Origin of the sequence: Arthrobacter sp. E3 (assembly GCF_017353415.1) — a bacterium.
GTDB lineage: Bacteria > Actinomycetota > Actinomycetes > Actinomycetales > Micrococcaceae > Specibacter.
This window is the reverse complement of sequence record NZ_JAFMPX010000009.1, coordinates 42,897-60,968: the sequence shown is the minus strand read 5'-3', so window position 1 is coordinate 60,968 and position 18,072 is coordinate 42,897. Positions and strand designations below refer to the sequence as shown.

Genomic DNA, 18,072 nt, shown 5'->3' with positions numbered 1-18,072 from the left:
TGTTATCCCGGTGATCGTTAGGAGCACTTCTTCAGCTCCGGCGACTTGTGGCCGTTCTTACGCACCAAGTTCACGGAGATGCAGGACTGGTCGTTGGGCCCATTAACAACAAAGACCTTCGTGTCGGTGGTCGGCTTGGGCACGCCCGAATCGACGGCGCTGACCGAGGCCCACAGGTATATGTCGCCCTCCTGCGGGTCAGGGTTCGTCCAAGACCATTCAGAACCGCCGTTCTTGGGCGTCGCGGTGAGCTCGGTGACCGGCGGAACGTCCGCACCGATGACCAGCGCGGGCGGCGGCGTGACGCTCTGCTGCGCGGCGGGGTCGTCCTTGTTCGGGGCACCCACGGTGATAAAAACCACAATGCCAACAACGATGGCGGCTGCGAGCACCAGCCCCGAACCCAGTCCCAGCCACAAGCGTTTCCTTCCTGCCGGTGCACGAGTCGCCGCATCCGGCTCTGCTGCCGTGTCGCCGGCCGGGGCGGACCCGATCAGGTCGCTGCGCTGGACAGTGGAATCCAGCACAAAGTCCTGGCCCCGTGCAGTTTGCCGGCCTGGGGCGGAGTCGTTCCATTGAGTGGGCGAGGCGATCTGTGAATAGTTTTTACGAACGGTGGGGCCACCGGCAGTGTCCGAGAAGGCTGCCTCCGGGCTGCCAGCGGATTCTGACGGCAGGGTTTGACCGTTGCGGGTAAGTCCAGATGTGGATCCGGTAACCCCTGGAACGGTGTTGACCTGCGGCGGCGAGGTGAAGGAAGCATGCCCTGCACCCGGCTTTCTGGAGCCAACCTTCCCCGACCCCATCCCGGCCGAACCGGGGCGGGTCGGGAAGCTCGCACTTGAAGAGCCCTCCGGATCAATGGAGACAATGCTGCGCACCCGGGTGGATTCGCTGCCGTCATCCTCGCGTGCCTCGTGGGCAACAACCTCTTCCTGCACTTCAAAGGGGGTCACGGACAAGTTGAGGTCGGCCTGTACTCGCATCAGTGCACGGGCGAAGTCCTTGGCCGTTCCATAGCGGGAACTGGGCGACTTGGCCATGGCCGTGGCCAGCACAAGTTCCAACGCTTCCGGAACATCTGCACGGCCCAGGCGCGGCAGCGCAGCGGAGCTGATCCTGTCCGTGAGCTGTCGCTGCGAGTTGTCCGCACCGGGGATGACAAAAGGTGAGTGCCCTGCCAGCAGGGTGTAGATTGTGGCGCCCAAAGCCCAAATATCGACCTTGACGCCGTCGGTGGCACCAGCACCAAAGGATTCCGGCGGCGACCACGGAATGGACATGCCGCCGCCGTCTTTTTGTGCAGAGTCCATGGTGCCGGAGATGCCGAAGTCGGTCAACGCAGGGCGGTTATAGTCGGTGACAAGAATGTTGGCGGGTTTGATATCCCGGTGCGCAATGCCTGCGCGGTGTGCTGTTTCCACAGCGGATGCCACCTGGATGCCAATTTCCAGTGCCTTGTCGGCGCTGAAACGGCCCTGCCGGTACTGCATGTCAAGGCTCGGCCGGGAACAGTATTCCATGGCCAGGTATGAGTGCCCGGAGTCGGTGATCTCGGCTTCGAAAATCGTGACGATGTAGGGGTGGGCCGACAACTGGGCCATGAGGTTTGCTTCGGACTCGAAGCTGGCCCGGGCGCCTTCGGTTTTCAGATCCGCAGTGAGCACCTTGACGGCAACGCGGCGCCGCGGCCTGTCCTGCTCATACAGGTACACGTCGGAAAAGCCGCCCGAGCCCAGCACAGAGACAAACCTGTAACCCGGTAGTTGGGGCGGTGCCGCTGGTGCGCGCTTGACGCTCACAGCAGGCCGTCGAAGAGCAGCGAAACACCGTCGCCCAGTTCGGCAATGTCTCCATTGAGCAAAATAGCTTCCTCACCCTGGCTGAGCCGGCGCGGGGACTGGCCCTCGCGGACCAGGACTGTGCCGTTGGTGGCTTTGAGATCCACCAGCAGCACATCCCAACCGTCCAGGCGAACTTCCACGTGCGAGCGCGAAATATCATCGTTTCCGCTCGTGACCCGTACCAGGCGGGGCATGGCTCCGCCCATGACGCGGGACACGGACGGCTGGCGGCCAATGATCAGTGAGTGGTCCAACTCGATCACTTCACCACTTGAAATATGCATGGTACCCAGCCGTGGCCGGCCTACCTCACGCGGTTCGGAATTGATGCCGATTCCGCAATCCGAGCAAAGTGACCTGCTCGGTGGGTTGGCATGGCCGTTGGGGCACAGACGCGCCAAAACCATGGGTCCGCTCGGCGGACGTGATTCCAGGGTCTCGGTGACAGGCAGCGGCCGTGCCCCCGTGACATCAGAACGCATGACGGTGTGACCATCATGGTCCGGGTCGTAGGGTTGGTCGCTGGGTGAGTGCGGTTCCGCGGTCGCTGCGGGAGGCGCAGTCGGTGCGGCGGCGAGGTTAGGTTCGGCGGAGGCAGCAGGTGCAGTTGGTGCGGCAGGCGTGGCGGCTGAAGCCCCATTGCGCCACGGAACTGAGTCGATCAACAGTCCTGCATTCTCCGCGCCTTGGGCACGGTCAGCGGATGCCTGGTTTTGCCAGCTGGAAGGCCCGAGGTTCCGCACCCCGGGCACGGAGCCGATGGCCGAAGAGCCACCAGCCGCAGAGCCAGCAGATGAACCCACAGCCTGTGACCCGTCCACCTTCGCAGCGGCATCCTGAGCACCGGGCTGCGCAGCATTCCCGGGTGCGCCGGAATCTTCTGAACCGTTCCCGGCAACGGGGGGCTGGGGAGGCAGCGGAGGCATGGCGGGCCCGGCATTCTCCTCCATCGGCTGGCCGTCTTCATCGAGGCGCACCGCAGCGTCTTCAACACTTTTAGCGACGGTGGCGCCAAAAAGGTAGTCGTAGTTGGTGGTGAATCCGTCGTCGGGAGCTTCCTCCGCCGCTACCGCGGACGTGTCAGGTGTTGAATCCCCTGGAGTCTGAACCCCGGGCGCTTCGTCCTTAGGTGCTGCTTCCTCGGATGCCAGCTCGACCGGAACCTCCGAAGCTGACAGTTCCCCATCCTCTCCCCGCTCCCGGTCTTCCCCCTGCTCCGTGTCTTTCTCCTGCTCTGTGTCTTTCTCGTGCTCTGGGCGGATGGTGCGGTTCAGGTCCGCTTCGGCACTGTCCGGTACATGCACAGGAGCCAGTTGCGCCGTCCATTCCGCGTTCGCAGCCTCGGCGGTCATGGCAAAACCAGCAGATTCGTGCCCAGATTCGTGCTCCGAGGCTTGTTCTGCCGCAGCTGCCTGTGTTTCGCTGCCCTGTTCCTCGCTAACCGGATCTGCACCAACGTGTTCGTGCTCCAGCGGCTCCTGTTCCGCCTCCAGTTCCCGTCCCGGCACCGGTTCCAGTTCCCGTTCCAGTTCCTTTTGCAGGGAAAGAGCCTCGTCCGTAGCATCGCCGTTGTCTACAGCTTGTTCAGCGGCAGCCTCGACTGGCGCGGACGTGACCAATCCGCCGTCGTGCATGGAAAATGCGGAGGGGCCGGTGAGGTGCATGTTCAGCGACTGCAGGGGCACCACGGCCTCGCCGATCGGGAGCACCAGGGGTCCGCCGATGTTGCCGGGCTCGGCCATGGTCAGCACGAAGGAGTTGGGCAGCACCAGTGAGCGTTCGCTCCAAGTGGTGACGTCGCGGCCGGAGACCACGTCCTCGGCGTCCCCGGTGTACGCCAACAAGGTGATGTCTCCACGCAGAATGGCATGCAGGCGGTCGCTTTGGACCACGATGGCGAAGTCGGGCAACCCGGTGAGCCCGGTGCCGAATTTCTCCGTGACCTCGTTCAGCACGCCATGGATGGTGGGCTGGTGCGCAAGGAACTCCCAGAGGTGGGAAACAATGGCCGGGTCGGTCTGCCCGTGAAGGACAATGACCGATCCGTTGCGGACAATTCCCAGCCAGGAACCTGTTCTGTAGGTGGTACTAACCATGATTCTCCTGGTGCAGAGGGGCTGCGGGCGCATCGGGCTCGGCAGCTTGTGGAACGGACGTGGGATTGGAGCCTTCAAGAGCGCTGCCGGAGGGGTTGCGGACGGAGTCGGGGATGCTCTCAAGAACCTCGCTGGCAACAGGCCCGGCTGGCTCCGCAGTAATAGTTTCCTCCACTGTCAGCACACGCGGCAGGGTGTCTACGTCAACCGATTCAGCCGATGAGCCGTTGTTCAGGGTTTCCTCCCCCGCGCTGCCGTTGACGTTACTGGCGTCGATCACCACGGCTGTGATGTTGTCCCGCCCGCCTGAGCGCAGGGCTGCTTGGATGAGTGCGTCAACCGCATCCTGGGGGTGGCGCAGGGTGCTCAGCGCCCGGTGAATTTCACGCTCACCCAGTTCCCCGGTGAGCCCGTCGGAGCACACCAGCATCCGGTCCCCCTCTTCCACCGGCACCAACCAAAAGTCGGCCTCCGTGACCGAGCCTGCACCCAATGCACGCGTCACCACATGACGGCGCGGATGAACCAGCGCCTCGTCGGGAGTGATCAGGCCCGCGTCCACCAGCTCCTGGACTTCAGAATGATCCACACTGACCTGGGTAAGGACACCTTGGCTCAGCCGGTAGGTGCGCGAGTCGCCCACGTTGAAAACCAGCCAATACGGCACGCCGCGTTCCTCCACCAGCACCACGCCGGAGACGGTGGTGCCGGCGCGGGCGTTGGTGATCTCACGGATCCGGGCATCGGCCTGGCGCAGTGCAAGCTGCAAGTCCGACGCCGTTGCCTCCCGGGAGCCTGAGCTCAGGACGCGCTGGCTGCTCAAGACGGCGATGCACTCGCGGCTGGCAACCTCGCCTGCCTCGTGCCCGCCCATACCGTCGGCGACGCTAAAGAGCGGGTCGGCTGCGATGAAGGAGTCCTCGTTGAGTTCGCGGCGCAGGCCTCGATCAGTGCCGAAGCCAAAGCTGAGCCGGACGCCGGTTGAGGTTTTGCCCGGCTGGTCTTCGCCCGTGGGTTCCACTTCCGCGCTCACGCGTGATCCACCACAAACGAGCGGTCGCCAAAGTGCACACGGGAACCAATTTCGGCCAACATGGGAGTTCCACCCACCAACGGGGTGTTTCCTCCCCTGGCGCTGCTCAATGAGCTGCCGTTGGTGGAATTGCGGTCCGTCACCCACAGGCCTTCCGTGCTGATGCGCACATGAAGGTGTGTTTTGGACACGGATCGACTGGAGTCGTGGACACGGATCAGGCGGGAAATCATTTCACCATCGTATCCGGCAGGGTTGCGCCCTATCAGGGCCACGGTGCTGATGTCCTCAGAACGCCCATCATCAAAAGTCAGGCGCAGGGCCAGCGGAACGTTGACGGGACGGATCCGAGTCTCCCCCGCGGCGTCGTCGTCATCGGCCGCGTTGGATGTTGGCTGAACGTGCTGGACCTGCTGAACCGGTGCCGCCTGGGCAGGCTGCGCAGGACGTGAACTACCCGGCACGGCCGTGATGGGTCCCTGGTCCACGGGGATCTCAGATTGCGGGGTCGACGGCGGCGCGAAGGGATTATCCTCCTGCAGCGGCTGCGTGGGGAACGTCTGTCCAGGCCGCAACGTCTGCCTTGGCTGGCCTTCGAAGGACTGGCCGGGCCGGAGTGTTTGCTCTGGTCGGGGCTGCTGGATTGGCTGGTTCTGCTGCTGTGGCTGATTCTGTTGGAACTGCTGGTTTTGCTGCCCGTGGAACTGCACGGCAGGCGGAGCAAAGGATCCACGGCATTTTGCTTTTTGCGTCCCCTGCGACGTGCTGGCCGTGGAGCCGGAGCGGCGAAGCCCGCCGACTCCTGCGCCGGACCGTTCTGAACTGGACTGCCCTGAACGTGGCTGCTCGGTGTTGGACTGCTCGGCGTTGGACGGGCGAGCGGCGACCTCACCTCGGAAATGGTCGGAACCTCTGCTGGCACAAAGTTGGCCCGTTCAGCTATACCACCAGTTTCGAGGGGATCGCGGCCGGTTTTCACATTGAAGACGAGTGTGTGGGCCACCTTGTCGTGCCAGCCCTGCTTCTTGCCGTTCGAATCCCACGTGTTGGAGATGATCACCAGCAAGGGGCCGATGGTGGGAACAATGGAACTGACACCAATAATCAACAGGCGCAGGAAGATGGCCAGCACTCCGGCCGGGTGGCCTTCCATGTTGGTGGTGCGCAGTCCCAGCATGAGATTGCCAAGGGTCTTGCCCGACTTTGCCTCCCACAGCCACAACCAAATACCGTAGCCCAGTGACAGCACACTGGCAATGCTTAGCAGGATCATCAACCACGTGAGATCCACTTGGGCGTAGCTCCCCGCTTGGGTGACCTTGATGAGGCTTGCGCCAATGCCAGCAGCCACCCCCACCAAAATGGCGGGCAGGATCCCGTCGATGAGCTTGGCTGCAAGGCGGCGTCCCGCACCTCCCGGAACCAGTGCCGTAGCGGCAGCGATCCTCGGGTCCACACCCATCTGGCGCGGCGCCACCAAAGGGTGGTTGGACGAGGTCCCCACAGGAACAATGCCCGGCATCGACGTGGCAAAGGGCTGGTGGGCATGGCCGTCGGCGCCACCGCCGGCAAACCCGGCCGAGGTGCCCACAGCGCTGCCATCCGGGCCACCCAACGGCGCTGGGCTGCCCAACGGAACCGACGCTCCGGCAGGCGTGGCGGCGCGGTTTGTCACCGTGGTCCCGCACAGGGTGCAGAAGGCAGCACCGTGTGCAAGCACTGCCCCGCAATTCCGGCAGGGATCCGCCACTTTTTGCGCCATTTGTTTCGTACCCTTCTTAGGACTTCTTCATCAACCGGGCCAGTGGGCTGCGTTTCGCCGTCCAGCCCTGACCGTTGCCTGCATTGCTGTTCGCCTGGTCGCCAGCTTGCAAACTGCGCTCACGCGCCTTGCTCCGGGCACTCGACTTCACATCTGCCAGCAGAGACCTCGGGGAGAACTTTGCCCGCTGCCGCTTCCAGAATCCTACCGACTCGGTCATGCCCTTGACGGATTCATCCACATTTTGCCAATAACTGACCACTTCTTCTTCACTGGGCTGGCCCGGCCCGAAGATGGCGGCGTCGGCGCGCTCGGCCAGCAACGCCGTCGTTCCCTGACTTTCCGGGAACGCGCTGTAAAGCGAAACGGCAGTCTCGCGCCGGGTCCCATTTCCGTCGATCCCGGCACCAAGGTCCGTGGCCAGGCTGAGCACCTCGGACCAGCCACCGCCCACCCTGTCGCTGGGCAAGCCGGTGGTGTGGCGTTTCTTCCGGCGGCGTGTCTTGAGCACCACAACCAGGATCAGCGGCAGCGCGATGATGAGAATGGGAATGGCTGCCACTGCCGCAATCATCAAGATCATGCCGAAGATGCCGGCCTGCTGGTCCTTTTTGCCATCCGTGTCGAGCGCGTCAGGGGCGCTGTCCGGTGGCAGTTCAGCCGCTTCCTGCGGCGGGGGTGGCGGCTGCAGAACCTGCGGCTTGGGCTTGGATGCGTTTTGCGGCTCTGGCGGGTTCGGCACATGGTCTTTGTCAGGGGTCGGGGAAAAAGGCACCCAACCGAGTCCGGAAAAGTTCACTTCAACCCAGGCATGAACGTCCGAACCCTTGATCTTGGCGCTCTGGGCACCGTTGAGCGGGTCCTTCTCATCAAGGTAGAAACCCATGACCACACGTGCGGGAATCCCCAGGTGGCGGGCCATCAGCACCATCGCGGCGGCGTACTGCTCGTCGTCACCCACCATTTCCTTACCGCTGAGGAGCTTCGTGATGCGTGCGGCACTGTGTCCGGAGTTGGACGGGGTCTGCCCCTCAAGGCCGTTGCTGAACTTGCCTTCGCGTTGCAGTGCACCCTCCAGCGCCTGCACCTTCTTCAGCGGAGTGTCAGCTTCACCCACGATTTCGTTGGCTTTGGTGGCAACAACCTGCGGCACGTTCTCCAGCTTGGGCAGGCGCACTGAGCCAAAGTCGGATCCGGCCAGTTTGTTGCCGTCGACTTGGGGGAACTCCACGTCCATGGTGTACGAATCGCCCTTGGCCACGCCTTCAAGATTCAGCGCGGTGCCGGATTCCTTGTTCAGGTACAGCGTCGGGGTCTTGCCTTGTGCGCTTTCATAACGCAGGCTGTGGGCCACCAGGAGGCTGGGAATCCAGACTCCCGTGTAGCCGTCAATGACAAGGTCGACGTCGGACCCGGTCCCCTGTCCGCTCTGGTTCAGCGACGTGGGGTCACCAATGGGGGCAAAGGAGGCGGAGCTGTTGGGGTCCACGTTGAACACGACGCCGTCGTAGTTGTCCATTGCGGCCACGCGGACACGGCCATTCTTGGGCAGGCCGGCAACATCAAACAGGACAGTGTCCTTTTCATTCTTCACGTAGTCGCGGAACTTCGTCAGCGGAGAGGGCAGCTGATGCAGGTCCGGCGGCGGGATCACGGCGTCGCGCAGCACCTCGCGGCTGGTGCTTGTAGTCAGGACGGGGGCCGCCACCATGGTGACTGCCCCTGCCACCAGGATGACACCGGCAGCCATGCCGACGCTTCGCAAGAAAGAGGTCCTGGCACTGTCCTTGTCCTGGACCTGCTGGTTGGCTGAAATGGCGCCTGCCATTTCACGGCGCAGCAGTTCATGCCGGTAGGCCAGCCACACGATGGCCACGATGGCCAGCAGCGAACCGCGCAGCACCGGCAGGAACACTTGGGCCGTGCCAAAGAGGATGGCGGTGATGAACAAAACCAGCACCGGGATGATGGCCCAGTAGGCGTTGCGAAGCCGCCACGCCAAAGTGCCGGCAACTACAGCAGCCACAAAGGCTGAAAGGTACGGGACCACCATGACATCAACGCTTGTGCCCACCGGGGCCGCGAGTGTCAGCAGTTGCTTCCACGACAGCATGATGCCCAGCAGCAAGCCGCGCAAAGAGGACAGGCTGGGGATAAAGCCGAGGATGGCTTCGTGGGAAGCGGCCAAGGCACTGCCAAAGACCATGTAAACGACGAAGGCCAACCCCACCATGGTGATAAGGCCCAGCCGCCAGTGCGCGCCCAGAGCCGCTACACCAAGGCCCAGCATAATGGCGCCAAAACCGGCCAGCAGGTAGAGGGGATCGTGGCCAAACGTCGGCCCAAAACCGAGCACGCCAATGCCCAGCAACACTGCCAGCACGGCTGCGTCGAGGAGGAAATGCCACCACAGGCGGCTGCCACGGAACGCTGAAGGACGGAGCAAGGCAGCGCCACGTTTTTCGTGAGGCTGCTTGCCTTGGGGCTGCGCTGCCGCGCTCTGGGGCGCGCTCATGCGACAGCCTTTCTCAAAAGGATGGACAGATCATCAAGGTCGCCCAGGGTCAGGACGGTGAGATCAGCAATGTTGGCGCGCGCTGCTCGCGCACCCGTGTAGCAACGCACCGCAAACGCACGAACACCCGGCGGCACCGAGGCTGCTGCACTGCGCAGCTGCGCGGGAGTCACCTTCGAACCGACCACAAGGAACACCACGGAGGCGTTGGGCACGGCATCAGAGAGGGTGCGGGCCAAGTCCACGGAGGTGCCACGACGGTTGAATCCCTGCAATCGTGTCATGTCGTCGAGGAGGTTTTTTCCCGTTTCGCAATGCATGGGCCCACGCTGGGTCAGCACGCTGAGCTCGCGGTTCTCCTTGATGGCCTGGCGGCCCAGCGACGCGGCAGCCGAAATTGCCAACTCGAAATCGTCGTCGTGCTCGTATTCATCCGTGTTGACGGACAGGGCGACGGCCATGTGTGAGCGGCGCGTCTCCTCAAACTGGCGCACCATGAGCTTGCCGGTACGGGCCGTGGTTTTCCAGTGAATATGGCGGCGGTCGTCCCCGGGAACGTAGTCGCGCAGCGCGTGGAAGGCAATGTCCGAGCTTGACAGGTCCCTCGTGGTGAGGCCTTCAAGGTCTTTCAAGAACCCGGCAGCAGGACCGGCGAGGGAGGTGGTGCGCGGGTGCACATACAGGTCCGTGGGGTCTGTCCACACCAGTTGGCGGCGCAGCAATTGCAAAGGGTCCGCCCGCACTGACCGAACGGGGCCCACAGTGATGACGGCGCGGCGGGTGGTAGGAATCGTGAACAAGTCCTCGTGAACTTCGCCCGCCTTCATTCGCGGCAGGTGGAACAGTGCAGTAGCCTGGCCCACGGGAAGTTCCAGGGCGGCTGGCAGCACCGTGCGGGCAGAGGTATTGGCCACGGCGATGCTGCCCACGGCGTTGTCCCCCACGGCAACACGGGTGCGGGCCAGATCAAGTTTCACCGCGTACATGGACTTGCCCAGGATGAACGCGATGGCAATGAGCAGCAGCACCACGGCCAACAGGCCCGCCACCTTCGCTTCCTGCCAACCAAAAACGCCGCCAAGGATCCACAACACCACAGCCGCACCAAGGACCACGTAGCCCAGAGTGCTGATGGTAGCCAAGGCTGGGGCAATGTAGCGCCCGTACCAGGTAGTGGCTTTGGCCCACACGGGCGCCACATAAATTTTGGCGACCGCGACCGCTTCACGCCACAGCGATGCTGGGTGCAGGCGGGTGGGCTTTCCTTCGCTGTGGAACGGCCCGGAGAGGATATTCCCGACCTTTCCTGCGCTGGATTTGATGCTCATCTTAAACCTTTGACTGAATGTGCTGAACCGTGTTGCTAAGTGGCTGCGTGCTGGAATATTAGACAGAGGCACGCTGTTGCGGTGCGGCCACTTCGGCCATGACGCGTGCCAGCACCACCTCGGGGGTGGCCCCGGCGAATTCAGCTTCCGGGTCCATGACGAAGCGGTGCGTCCACACGTAGGGTGCGAGTTCCTTCACGTCGTCAGGCAGGACGTAGTTGCGGCCCTTGGCTGCAGCCCACACCTTGGCGATGCGCACCATGGCGATGGCACCACGGACGGAAACACCCAAACGGGTTTCCGGTGCGGTGCGCGTTTCTTCACACAGGCGCGAAATATATTCCAGCACCGCGGCATCGGTATGGGTGGTGGCGGCCAAATCAGCCATTTCCGACACGGCCTGGGGTGTGATGATTGCCTGCAGCGTTGAAGTCCGGTCGCGTTGGCTGGCGCCGGAAAGCAACTGCACAGTGGAGGCGTGGTCCGGGTAGCCAATGGATGTTTTGACCAGGAAGCGGTCGAGCTGTGCTTCCGGCAGACGGTAGGTGCCAGCCTGCTCAATGGGGTTCTGGGTGGCGAGCACCATGAACGGACGGCCCGTCTCATAGGTGGTGCCATCCATGGTCACGCGGGACTCTTCCATGACTTCCAGCAGTGCTGATTGGGTCTTGGGTGAGGCACGGTTGATTTCATCAGCCAAAACGATGGTGGCGAAGATGGGTCCCTTGTGGAATTCGAATTCCTGGGATTTCTGGTCGTAGATCATGACGCCGGTGACGCCGGAGGGCAGCAGGTCGGGGGTGAACTGGATGCGCGAGTTGGTGCCCTTGACCGTCGCCGAAAGGGCCCTGGCCAGCATGGTCTTACCCGTGCCCGGTGCGTCCTCAAACAAAACGTGGCCTTCGGCGAGCATGGCTGCAAGGGTCAGGCTGATGACGTGGGACTTGCCCAGAATCGCCTGGCCCACGTTGGCCACCAACTTCTCAAACGTTCCTGCAAACCACGTAGCCTGTTCCGGCGTCATGGACATAGTTCATCCTCTTTCAATTTTGTGAATTCGTGCATTACTCGCGCAAAAACCTGAATTAGTTTATCCATTAATTGGTGTTACTCGCTATTAGGGGTCCGGCGTTAGGGGTCCGCTCCCGGGGAGAACGGCTCAAAGATACGCCGCTCTCGGCGATGCAGGGGCCACCTTGCGTGCTGGCCGAGAAGATACGCCTCCCTGGCCAGTTGGCCCCGTCATCACCGAATCGACCCCGAGTAATCCCGACACGCCCTGCCACCGCGGCGCTAGCACTCCGGCATACCTGGCGCGGCTGTCAAGTTGGTGGACAAGGCCTTCACGAACTGCCAGGTGCTGTAGCCGGGCGTGGTGATGTGGTACCACTTGTGACTGTTATCCCTACCGCCCCAGTACTGATAGCAGTTGACCTGCACCGGGGTGTTGGCCTGTAGCCACTGCGACGTGCAGGTGGCAGGGCTGCCGGGCGTGAAGTGGTCACCGGCGCCCGCAGCCTTCTCCAAACAGCTCTGTGGTGACACTTCAATGGTCCAGGAAGTTGGCTTCGGCGGAGTTTTGGCCCCGCTCTTCGGCTTGACCGTTTGCACCGGACCAAAGCTGCCGATGGAGTTCACCGACCTCGCCTCAATCGTGGCCGCGGTACTGAAGCCTCCAGTGTTGAAGGAAGCGCTGCCGTTACTGGTCTTGGCGGACCACGCCCCACCGTTGATGCGAACCTCCACCCGCACCGCGTCCACGGCCCCGCCGGGGATGCTCCAGGCATAGCGGACGGACTGGCTGTCTGCCTCTCCGTTGGTCCCGCTGAGCCCTGCCGTGCCCGGAGCACCATGGGGCATCACGCCGCCGGATGGGGTGGAAGCATTCCCTGCCGCTGCAAAAGCGGTTGACTTTGCATAGATCGTCACCGTGGTGTTGCTGCCGTTGGTGGCCGGCACGGTTCCGCCGGGCACAATGGCAATATTGGATCCCCCGGGCGTCACGTTGGCAAAGTAGCTGATCTCCCCCGCAGTGGAACCGCCCATCGCGGCACCGCTGAGCGGGGTGAATTTTACGGTGACGCCACCCCCGGCTGCCCCCGTGTTGGCAGCGGCAATGCTGGGTGTCCCCACTGTTCCCGGTTTACTCACCGAACGCCTTCCGGCTGACGGGGCGCTGGCGTCCGACGCCGACACTTCAGTTGCGGCCACGACGCGGAAACTATAGCTTCCGGTTCCGTTGGGCAAGCTGACGGTGGCACTGAGGTTCGTGGTTTTCGTGGACTTTTGAGCCGCACCATCCAGGTACGTGGTCAGCGTGTAGTCCTTCAACTCACCGCCGTTGAGGTTGGGTGCATTCCAATCGACCCGCACTTGGTTCTGGCTGCCAACAGTGTCCAGCAACGCGGTTGCGGGTGCGGCCGGGGCAAACGGCTTGCCGGCAGGTTTGACAGGCTTGGAGGCATATTCGCTCCACGCCGACGGTTTCGGTGCACTGTTGACGGCCTGCACACGGAAGGTGTACTCGGTCCCGTTCGTCAATCCCTTCCACGTGAGCTGGTTGCCTTTGACACCGGTCCGCTGCGGATTCTGGCCAGCAGGCACCGGCGAGATCTCAACGTTGAATGACTTGACGGCCGAGTACTCGCCCACGGGCGTAGTCCAACTGACATCGAGTTGCGTGTCGCCGCGAACAACGATCGGCGCCGCTGGCTTGTCCGGCTGCTGATCAGGAGTAGCCGGGGCGGATGGTTTGGAGAACGCGGACTCCCCCACGGCATTCTTCGCACTCACGCTGAACGTGTAGGGTTTCGCGTTCTCCAGACCCGTGATCAGGCAGGTGTTCGTGGCACATTCCTGACTCACCCCGTCGCTACGCTTGACCGTGTAGCCCGTCAGCGGCGAACCGTTGTCAACGGGCGTGCTCCACTTTAACAGCACAGACTTGCTCTTGACTTCCTGGACCAGTGCAACCGCAGGAACCGCCGGCTTGCCCTTCACGTTCAAGGTGATGAGACCGGTGACCTCACGTGCCTTGTCGCCGGTTTTATCAGCCACCGTATAGCTGACCACCACGTTTCCGGTGAAGTCTTCCGGCGCCTGAACCGTGACCTTGTCCCCCGCCACGGCCACTTGGGTGCTGGGCGCACCTGTTGTCAGCTTGGCGTCGAGCACCTTCAAGGGAGTTTCAGGGAAGGGGTTGACGTCATTGGCCAGCACAGGCACCGTTTCAAGACGGCCGGCGTGGGCGTCCGGGACGGAGTCGTCATTCGCCACTGCCTTGGGCTTCGTCGAGGACGTCACGCTCACGCTCACCGCCGCCGCCACTGGCGGGTTGTGCCCGTCGTCCACCGAAATACCCAAGGTGGCGACCGAACCGAGCGCAGCATTCTTTCCCGCTTCCACGGTGAGCGTGCTGCCATCGAGCTTGATGGAGAGTCCTGCAGGCACGTCGCCGGAAAGGGCAAACTTCAGTGCATCCTTTTCGGGGTCGCTGGCCAACAGTGCCAGGTTCACGGTGCCGGATTCCAGTTGTGCCACGGTCAGCGACGTGCCTTGGAGCTTGGGGGCCAGGTTCTTCGCAGGGGCCGGGGCCACCTCGGTCATGATGGTCAGCGTAGATTTCAGGCCCGCGGGATCATCGGGACCGGTGCCGTCGGTGACCTCGAAGGTCATGGATCCGGGTCCGTAAAAGTCGAGCTTGGCAGCGTATTTCAGTCCGGTGCCGTCGGCCGTGACAGCATTGCCGGTGTCAGCGCCGATCATCTTCACCTTCTCTGCCACGGTGATCCGCGGGGTCCGGCCGGGGCGCACCTTCACGTACTCGGACAGTTTGGCGATTGCGGATTCCCCCGCCTGAACCTTGATGACGTCGTTGCTGGCCAACACCGGGTACTGGGCATCCAAACCGGGCACCCACACAATGGCGGTGGAGGAAAGCTTGTCCTGGTCGGTGACCGTGTATGGCACCATCTGGGGCTGTGCAGTCAGCGTGACGCGAAGTGTGCCGTCGGAATTCACGGAGGCATTGGGGTTTGGCAGGGTCAACGTCACCTTGAGTTGCTCGGCAACACCGTCGGGGTCCTCGTCGTTCTTCAGCACCGGCACATCGACGGTGTTCTTGCCCTGCGCTTCCGCCACGGTGACTTCGTCATCGCGGGCGATGGGTGCGCGCAGCGGGGCGTCGGGGGTGACCGTCATACGGATGTTCGCCGTTGACGTGGCTCCTGTTGGATCGCCAACCGTGTACCCCATGGTGGCGATGCCGGGGGCTGCGGGGCTTGTCAGCAGCACGCGTCCCAGCTCCGTCACGGACGGGGCCATCTCTTCAGGGCCGTTGAAGCCATCCTTGAGCACAAACAGCGCATCGGCATCGGGGTCGGTGTCATTGAGCACCACGTCCAGGGCCACCTGACGGCCCGGGCGCATGGAGATGAAGTCGTCGGCGGCCACCGGTGGGCGATTGCTGGAGTCTTGCGGGGCAATACCCACTTCCACGGTGCCGACGGCTTCGGCGCCCAGACGGTCTCTGACCTTGTAGGTGAATTTGTCGGTCCCAGCGGAGCTACCAGCAGCCGTGTACACAATGAAGCCCTTGCCTGCCACCGCCGTGCCCAGGGTGGGGGCAATGTCAATGCCAGCCAGCTGAACGGAATCGCCGTCCGGGTCAATCCCGTCCAACGGGATCTGGATCTTCGCCTGACCGCCGGCAATGACCCTGCCTTGGACATTCTTAGGAGCCGGGGGCAGGTTGCGCTCCAGGTCGGCGGCAATGATGTTGATGCTCACCGACGCCGAGTCCGACTGCCCGGAGTTGTTCGTGACCTTGTAGATGGCTGTCACCGCTCCGGGGGTTTCACCGGCAAGGAAGCGCAGCGAGTTTTGATCCACCCACAGCTTGCCGCTCTCGGCGGCAGGGGCGTCCGTGATCTCCGGGTGCTTGAGCGTTTCACCGTTGGGATCGAAGTCATTGGCGAGTACCGGGATGCGCACCACGTCCCCGGCACGGACATCGGCCACATCGGGGCGTGCCACGGGTGGCTGCAGCGTGGACGCGGAGGGGATACGCACGACGGCGATGGCACCCTTGGATGTGCCCTGGCCGTTGGAGACCGTGTAGCCGATGGTGACAGGGAGGCCGGGGTTGCGGATATCGGTAATCTTCACCACGTTGTGTTCCAGCACGGTCACTGAGACTCCTGCATCGTCGGGCACGTCGACGCCGCGCACCACGAGCACGCCGCCGGCCGGGTCGGTGTCATTGCCCAGCACATCCACCAGGACCGTTCCGACCACGGGCAGCAACGCCATGTCCTTCACGGCGATGGGGGCAAGGTCCGCCTGCGACGGGACTACATCAATGCGGATCAGGCCAGTGGCGCTCTGCGGCCCGTTGGTGACCTGGTAGCTCAGATAGCTCGCACCGAGGCTGTCCGAGGTGAACGTGAACGTCCCGTTGTCGGAAATGGGTGAGGTGGTGCCGTTGGTGGGCTTGTCGATGCTGGCCAGGCGCAGTTCCCCGCCCAGCGGGTCCTGGTCGTTCTTCAGCGGCTCCACGAGGGTGCTTTGGCCCACCACCACGCGCACATAGTCGGCATTGGCCACAGGGGGCACGCCGGCGGCGGGCAGCACGTTGACCTTGATCTTCTTTTCCACGATCTCGCGGGTGTCCGAGACCTTGATGGTCACTGTGCGCAGGCCGCTGGAGGAGCCGTCGTCGGTGTAGCTCAGCTCCCCGTCCGGGGTGAACTTCACCTGTCCCGTCTCTTCCGCCGAGGTGGCGCCAACCAGGAAGATATTGTCACCGTCGGGGTCGATCATGTCTGCCAGCACGTTTTGGCTGATGGTTTGGCCCTGGGCCACCACCATGGTGGTGGCGCGCAGGGAGACGGCCCCCGAATTCTCAGTTTCAGGGACCACGCGCACGCTCACGGTGCCCGTCGCTGTGCCGCCGCGGCCGTCGTCGTTAGTGTAGCTGAACGATTCCGTACCGGCAGGGGCGCCAGCAGGCACCACCAGCTGCAGCCCCGTTCCGCCGTAGACGGTTTGCAGGGTGCCTGCTTTGATCTCAGTGGCGCCGTCCCGCACGGTCAGCACATCGCCGTCGGGGTCGGAGTCGTTGTAAAGCACGGGCAGCAGCGTGGTGCTGCCGGCGCGTACGCCAAACTGGTCCGGTTCGGCGAGCGGTGGGCGGTTGGGTTTGGTGCGGTCCGGCAGCGTGTTCACCACGTTGGGGTCGGAAGAATCCTTGTCGGCGTTATCGGCATTCTTTTGGTCAACTGTGAGGTCGTCCCAATTGTTCACCAACATCAGGTTTTGGTTGACGAGCCACACGTCGCCGCCTGCGGTGTCATTGAGCACCACCACGTCGCGGTTCTTTCGGAACACGAGGTCCGACGCCGCCGTGGCCTCGGGGATGCTGACCGGCTTGGAATCCCCTCCCGGGCAGTGGAAGAGGTACTGGTTGGAGCCGTTCCAAGCGCCGTGCACACAACCGCCCTGTTGCACGGGTGCAAGGGGCCGGCCCAGCGAACCGACATCCACGTTCGTTGACTGCCCGCCGTCCAGCGGCTGAAGCACCAGCGCCTTGCCGGTTTCCAGCGCCACGAAGTCGCTCTTGTCACTGCGCTGCTGCAGACTGGCACCCTTGGCGTCGGGGATCACCACGCGCTTGTTGCCCGGCAGGAACACGGTGCCGGTCTCAGGGTCCAGCACCACGGCCTTATCCCCCACCACGGTCATCGCCAGCTTGCCGGAATCTGGCAGCCCCTCCACTGCTTCTTCCTTCGCTTCACCGACCTTGCCGTCCCCGCCCACCAAAGCCCGTGTGAGCAAGGCCGTGCGGGGGTTGAGCACAAATACTTCACTGGCGCCGTCGTGCGTTGAAAGGGCGACGGCAGCCCGTGCGTTGGAGATCTTCGCCAGGATGGGCTTACTGGTTTTTTCATCGAACGAGCTGGTCTCGCCGTTGGGCACGGCCCAGACCTTCCCGGCGGCCGGGTCGGTAACCACGGTGATGGCGCTGCCGAGGGAGAGCTCCTTGGTCCCGCCCAAAGCGGTGTCCTGGGTCAGGGTCATGGCCGGCACGTCCACGTTGTTCAGCAGCGTGCCGGAGTCGTTGTCCATGAACACGGTGCCGGCGTCCTGCAGCACGTCAAAGCCCTGAGTGGTGGCGGTGAACCCGCCGTCGAGGACCTTGGAGGGGACATTGAGGTGACCCACCATGTTGATGTTGCGGTTCGTCACCCACACGCTGCCATCGTTCAGGTCCACATCCGCAGTGCTGAAGCCGGGATAGACCAGCGCACCGGCGACAACGGCTGCACCCATCACTGCCGCGGCGGAAACGGAAAGGAATCGTTTGCGCGTGTTCTTGTGGGCGAAAACGTTTAAAGCCATGAAAAGACCCTTAGCTCAGCCGGTGGGTTGGAAGCGGCTGGAAATAACTTGTAAAAAGTGTGGTGCTGCGTGACGTGTGGCGCTGACGGTGCACCA

The 18,072-nt window shown here is 63.2% G+C and carries 9 protein-coding genes; all 9 read right to left on the bottom strand.

Annotated elements, in window-relative coordinates; translation table 11 throughout:
• Positions 1-17: 17 nt before the first annotated feature.
• Positions 18-1,802 carry a protein kinase gene (locus tag JMA46_RS06135; RefSeq protein WP_207344448.1) on the bottom strand — a complete coding sequence of 595 codons (1,785 nt, stop codon included), beginning with the start codon at positions 1,800-1,802 and terminating at the stop codon, positions 18-20.
• On the bottom strand, positions 1,799-3,940 hold the full coding sequence (locus JMA46_RS17605; protein WP_207344447.1) for an FHA domain-containing protein: 2,142 nt from the start codon (positions 3,938-3,940) through the stop codon (positions 1,799-1,801). Before JMA46_RS17605 ends, JMA46_RS06135 begins: the two co-directional genes overlap by 4 nt.
• Positions 3,933-4,973, bottom strand: coding sequence for a protein phosphatase 2C domain-containing protein (locus JMA46_RS06125; protein WP_348770073.1), 1,041 nt, complete (start codon positions 4,971-4,973; stop codon positions 3,933-3,935). Before JMA46_RS06125 ends, JMA46_RS17605 begins: the two co-directional genes overlap by 8 nt.
• Positions 4,970-5,206 (bottom strand): FHA domain-containing protein, encoded by a 237-nt coding sequence (locus JMA46_RS06120; protein WP_207344446.1) that lies wholly within the window; start codon positions 5,204-5,206, stop codon positions 4,970-4,972. The genes JMA46_RS06125 and JMA46_RS06120 overlap by 4 nt, the downstream gene beginning before the upstream one ends.
• Positions 5,207-5,283: 77 nt before the next feature.
• On the bottom strand, positions 5,284-6,735 hold the full coding sequence (locus JMA46_RS06115; RefSeq protein ID WP_207344445.1) for an RDD family protein: 1,452 nt from the start codon (positions 6,733-6,735) through the stop codon (positions 5,284-5,286).
• A 16-nt stretch (positions 6,736-6,751) separates the two neighbouring features.
• The gene (locus JMA46_RS06110) at positions 6,752-9,250 is read right to left on the bottom strand and encodes a transglutaminaseTgpA domain-containing protein (RefSeq protein ID WP_210768598.1); all 2,499 of its coding nucleotides are present in this window, start codon (positions 9,248-9,250) and stop codon (positions 6,752-6,754) included.
• Positions 9,247-10,578 (bottom strand): DUF58 domain-containing protein, encoded by a 1,332-nt coding sequence (locus JMA46_RS06105; protein WP_207344444.1) that lies wholly within the window; start codon positions 10,576-10,578, stop codon positions 9,247-9,249. Before JMA46_RS06105 ends, JMA46_RS06110 begins: the two co-directional genes overlap by 4 nt.
• 58 nt (positions 10,579-10,636) lie before the next feature.
• Positions 10,637-11,608, bottom strand: coding sequence for a MoxR family ATPase (locus JMA46_RS06100; RefSeq protein ID WP_207344443.1), 972 nt, complete (start codon positions 11,606-11,608; stop codon positions 10,637-10,639).
• A 263-nt stretch (positions 11,609-11,871) separates the two neighbouring features.
• Entirely contained in the window at positions 11,872-17,976 is a 6,105-nt protein-coding gene (locus JMA46_RS06095; RefSeq protein ID WP_207344442.1) for an Ig-like domain-containing protein, read from the bottom strand.
• Positions 17,977-18,072: the final 96 nt, after the last annotated feature.

Bases quoted from the DNA above. Each gene is read 5' to 3' on its own strand.
- JMA46_RS06105 (WP_207344444.1), bottom strand. From the start codon at position 10,578: ATGAGCATCAAATCCAGCGCAGGAAAGGTCGGGAATATCCTCTCCGGG.
- JMA46_RS06100 (WP_207344443.1), bottom strand. From the start codon at position 11,608: ATGTCCATGACGCCGGAACAGGCTACGTGGTTTGCAGGAACGTTTGAG.
- JMA46_RS06095 (WP_207344442.1), bottom strand. From the start codon at position 17,976: ATGGCTTTAAACGTTTTCGCCCACAAGAACACGCGCAAACGATTCCTT.
- JMA46_RS06120 (WP_207344446.1), bottom strand. From the start codon at position 5,206: ATGATTTCCCGCCTGATCCGTGTCCACGACTCCAGTCGATCCGTGTCC.
- JMA46_RS06110 (WP_210768598.1), bottom strand. From the start codon at position 9,250: ATGAGCGCGCCCCAGAGCGCGGCAGCGCAGCCCCAAGGCAAGCAGCCT.
- JMA46_RS17605 (WP_207344447.1), bottom strand. From the start codon at position 3,940: ATGGTTAGTACCACCTACAGAACAGGTTCCTGGCTGGGAATTGTCCGC.
- JMA46_RS06115 (WP_207344445.1), bottom strand. From the start codon at position 6,735: ATGGCGCAAAAAGTGGCGGATCCCTGCCGGAATTGCGGGGCAGTGCTT.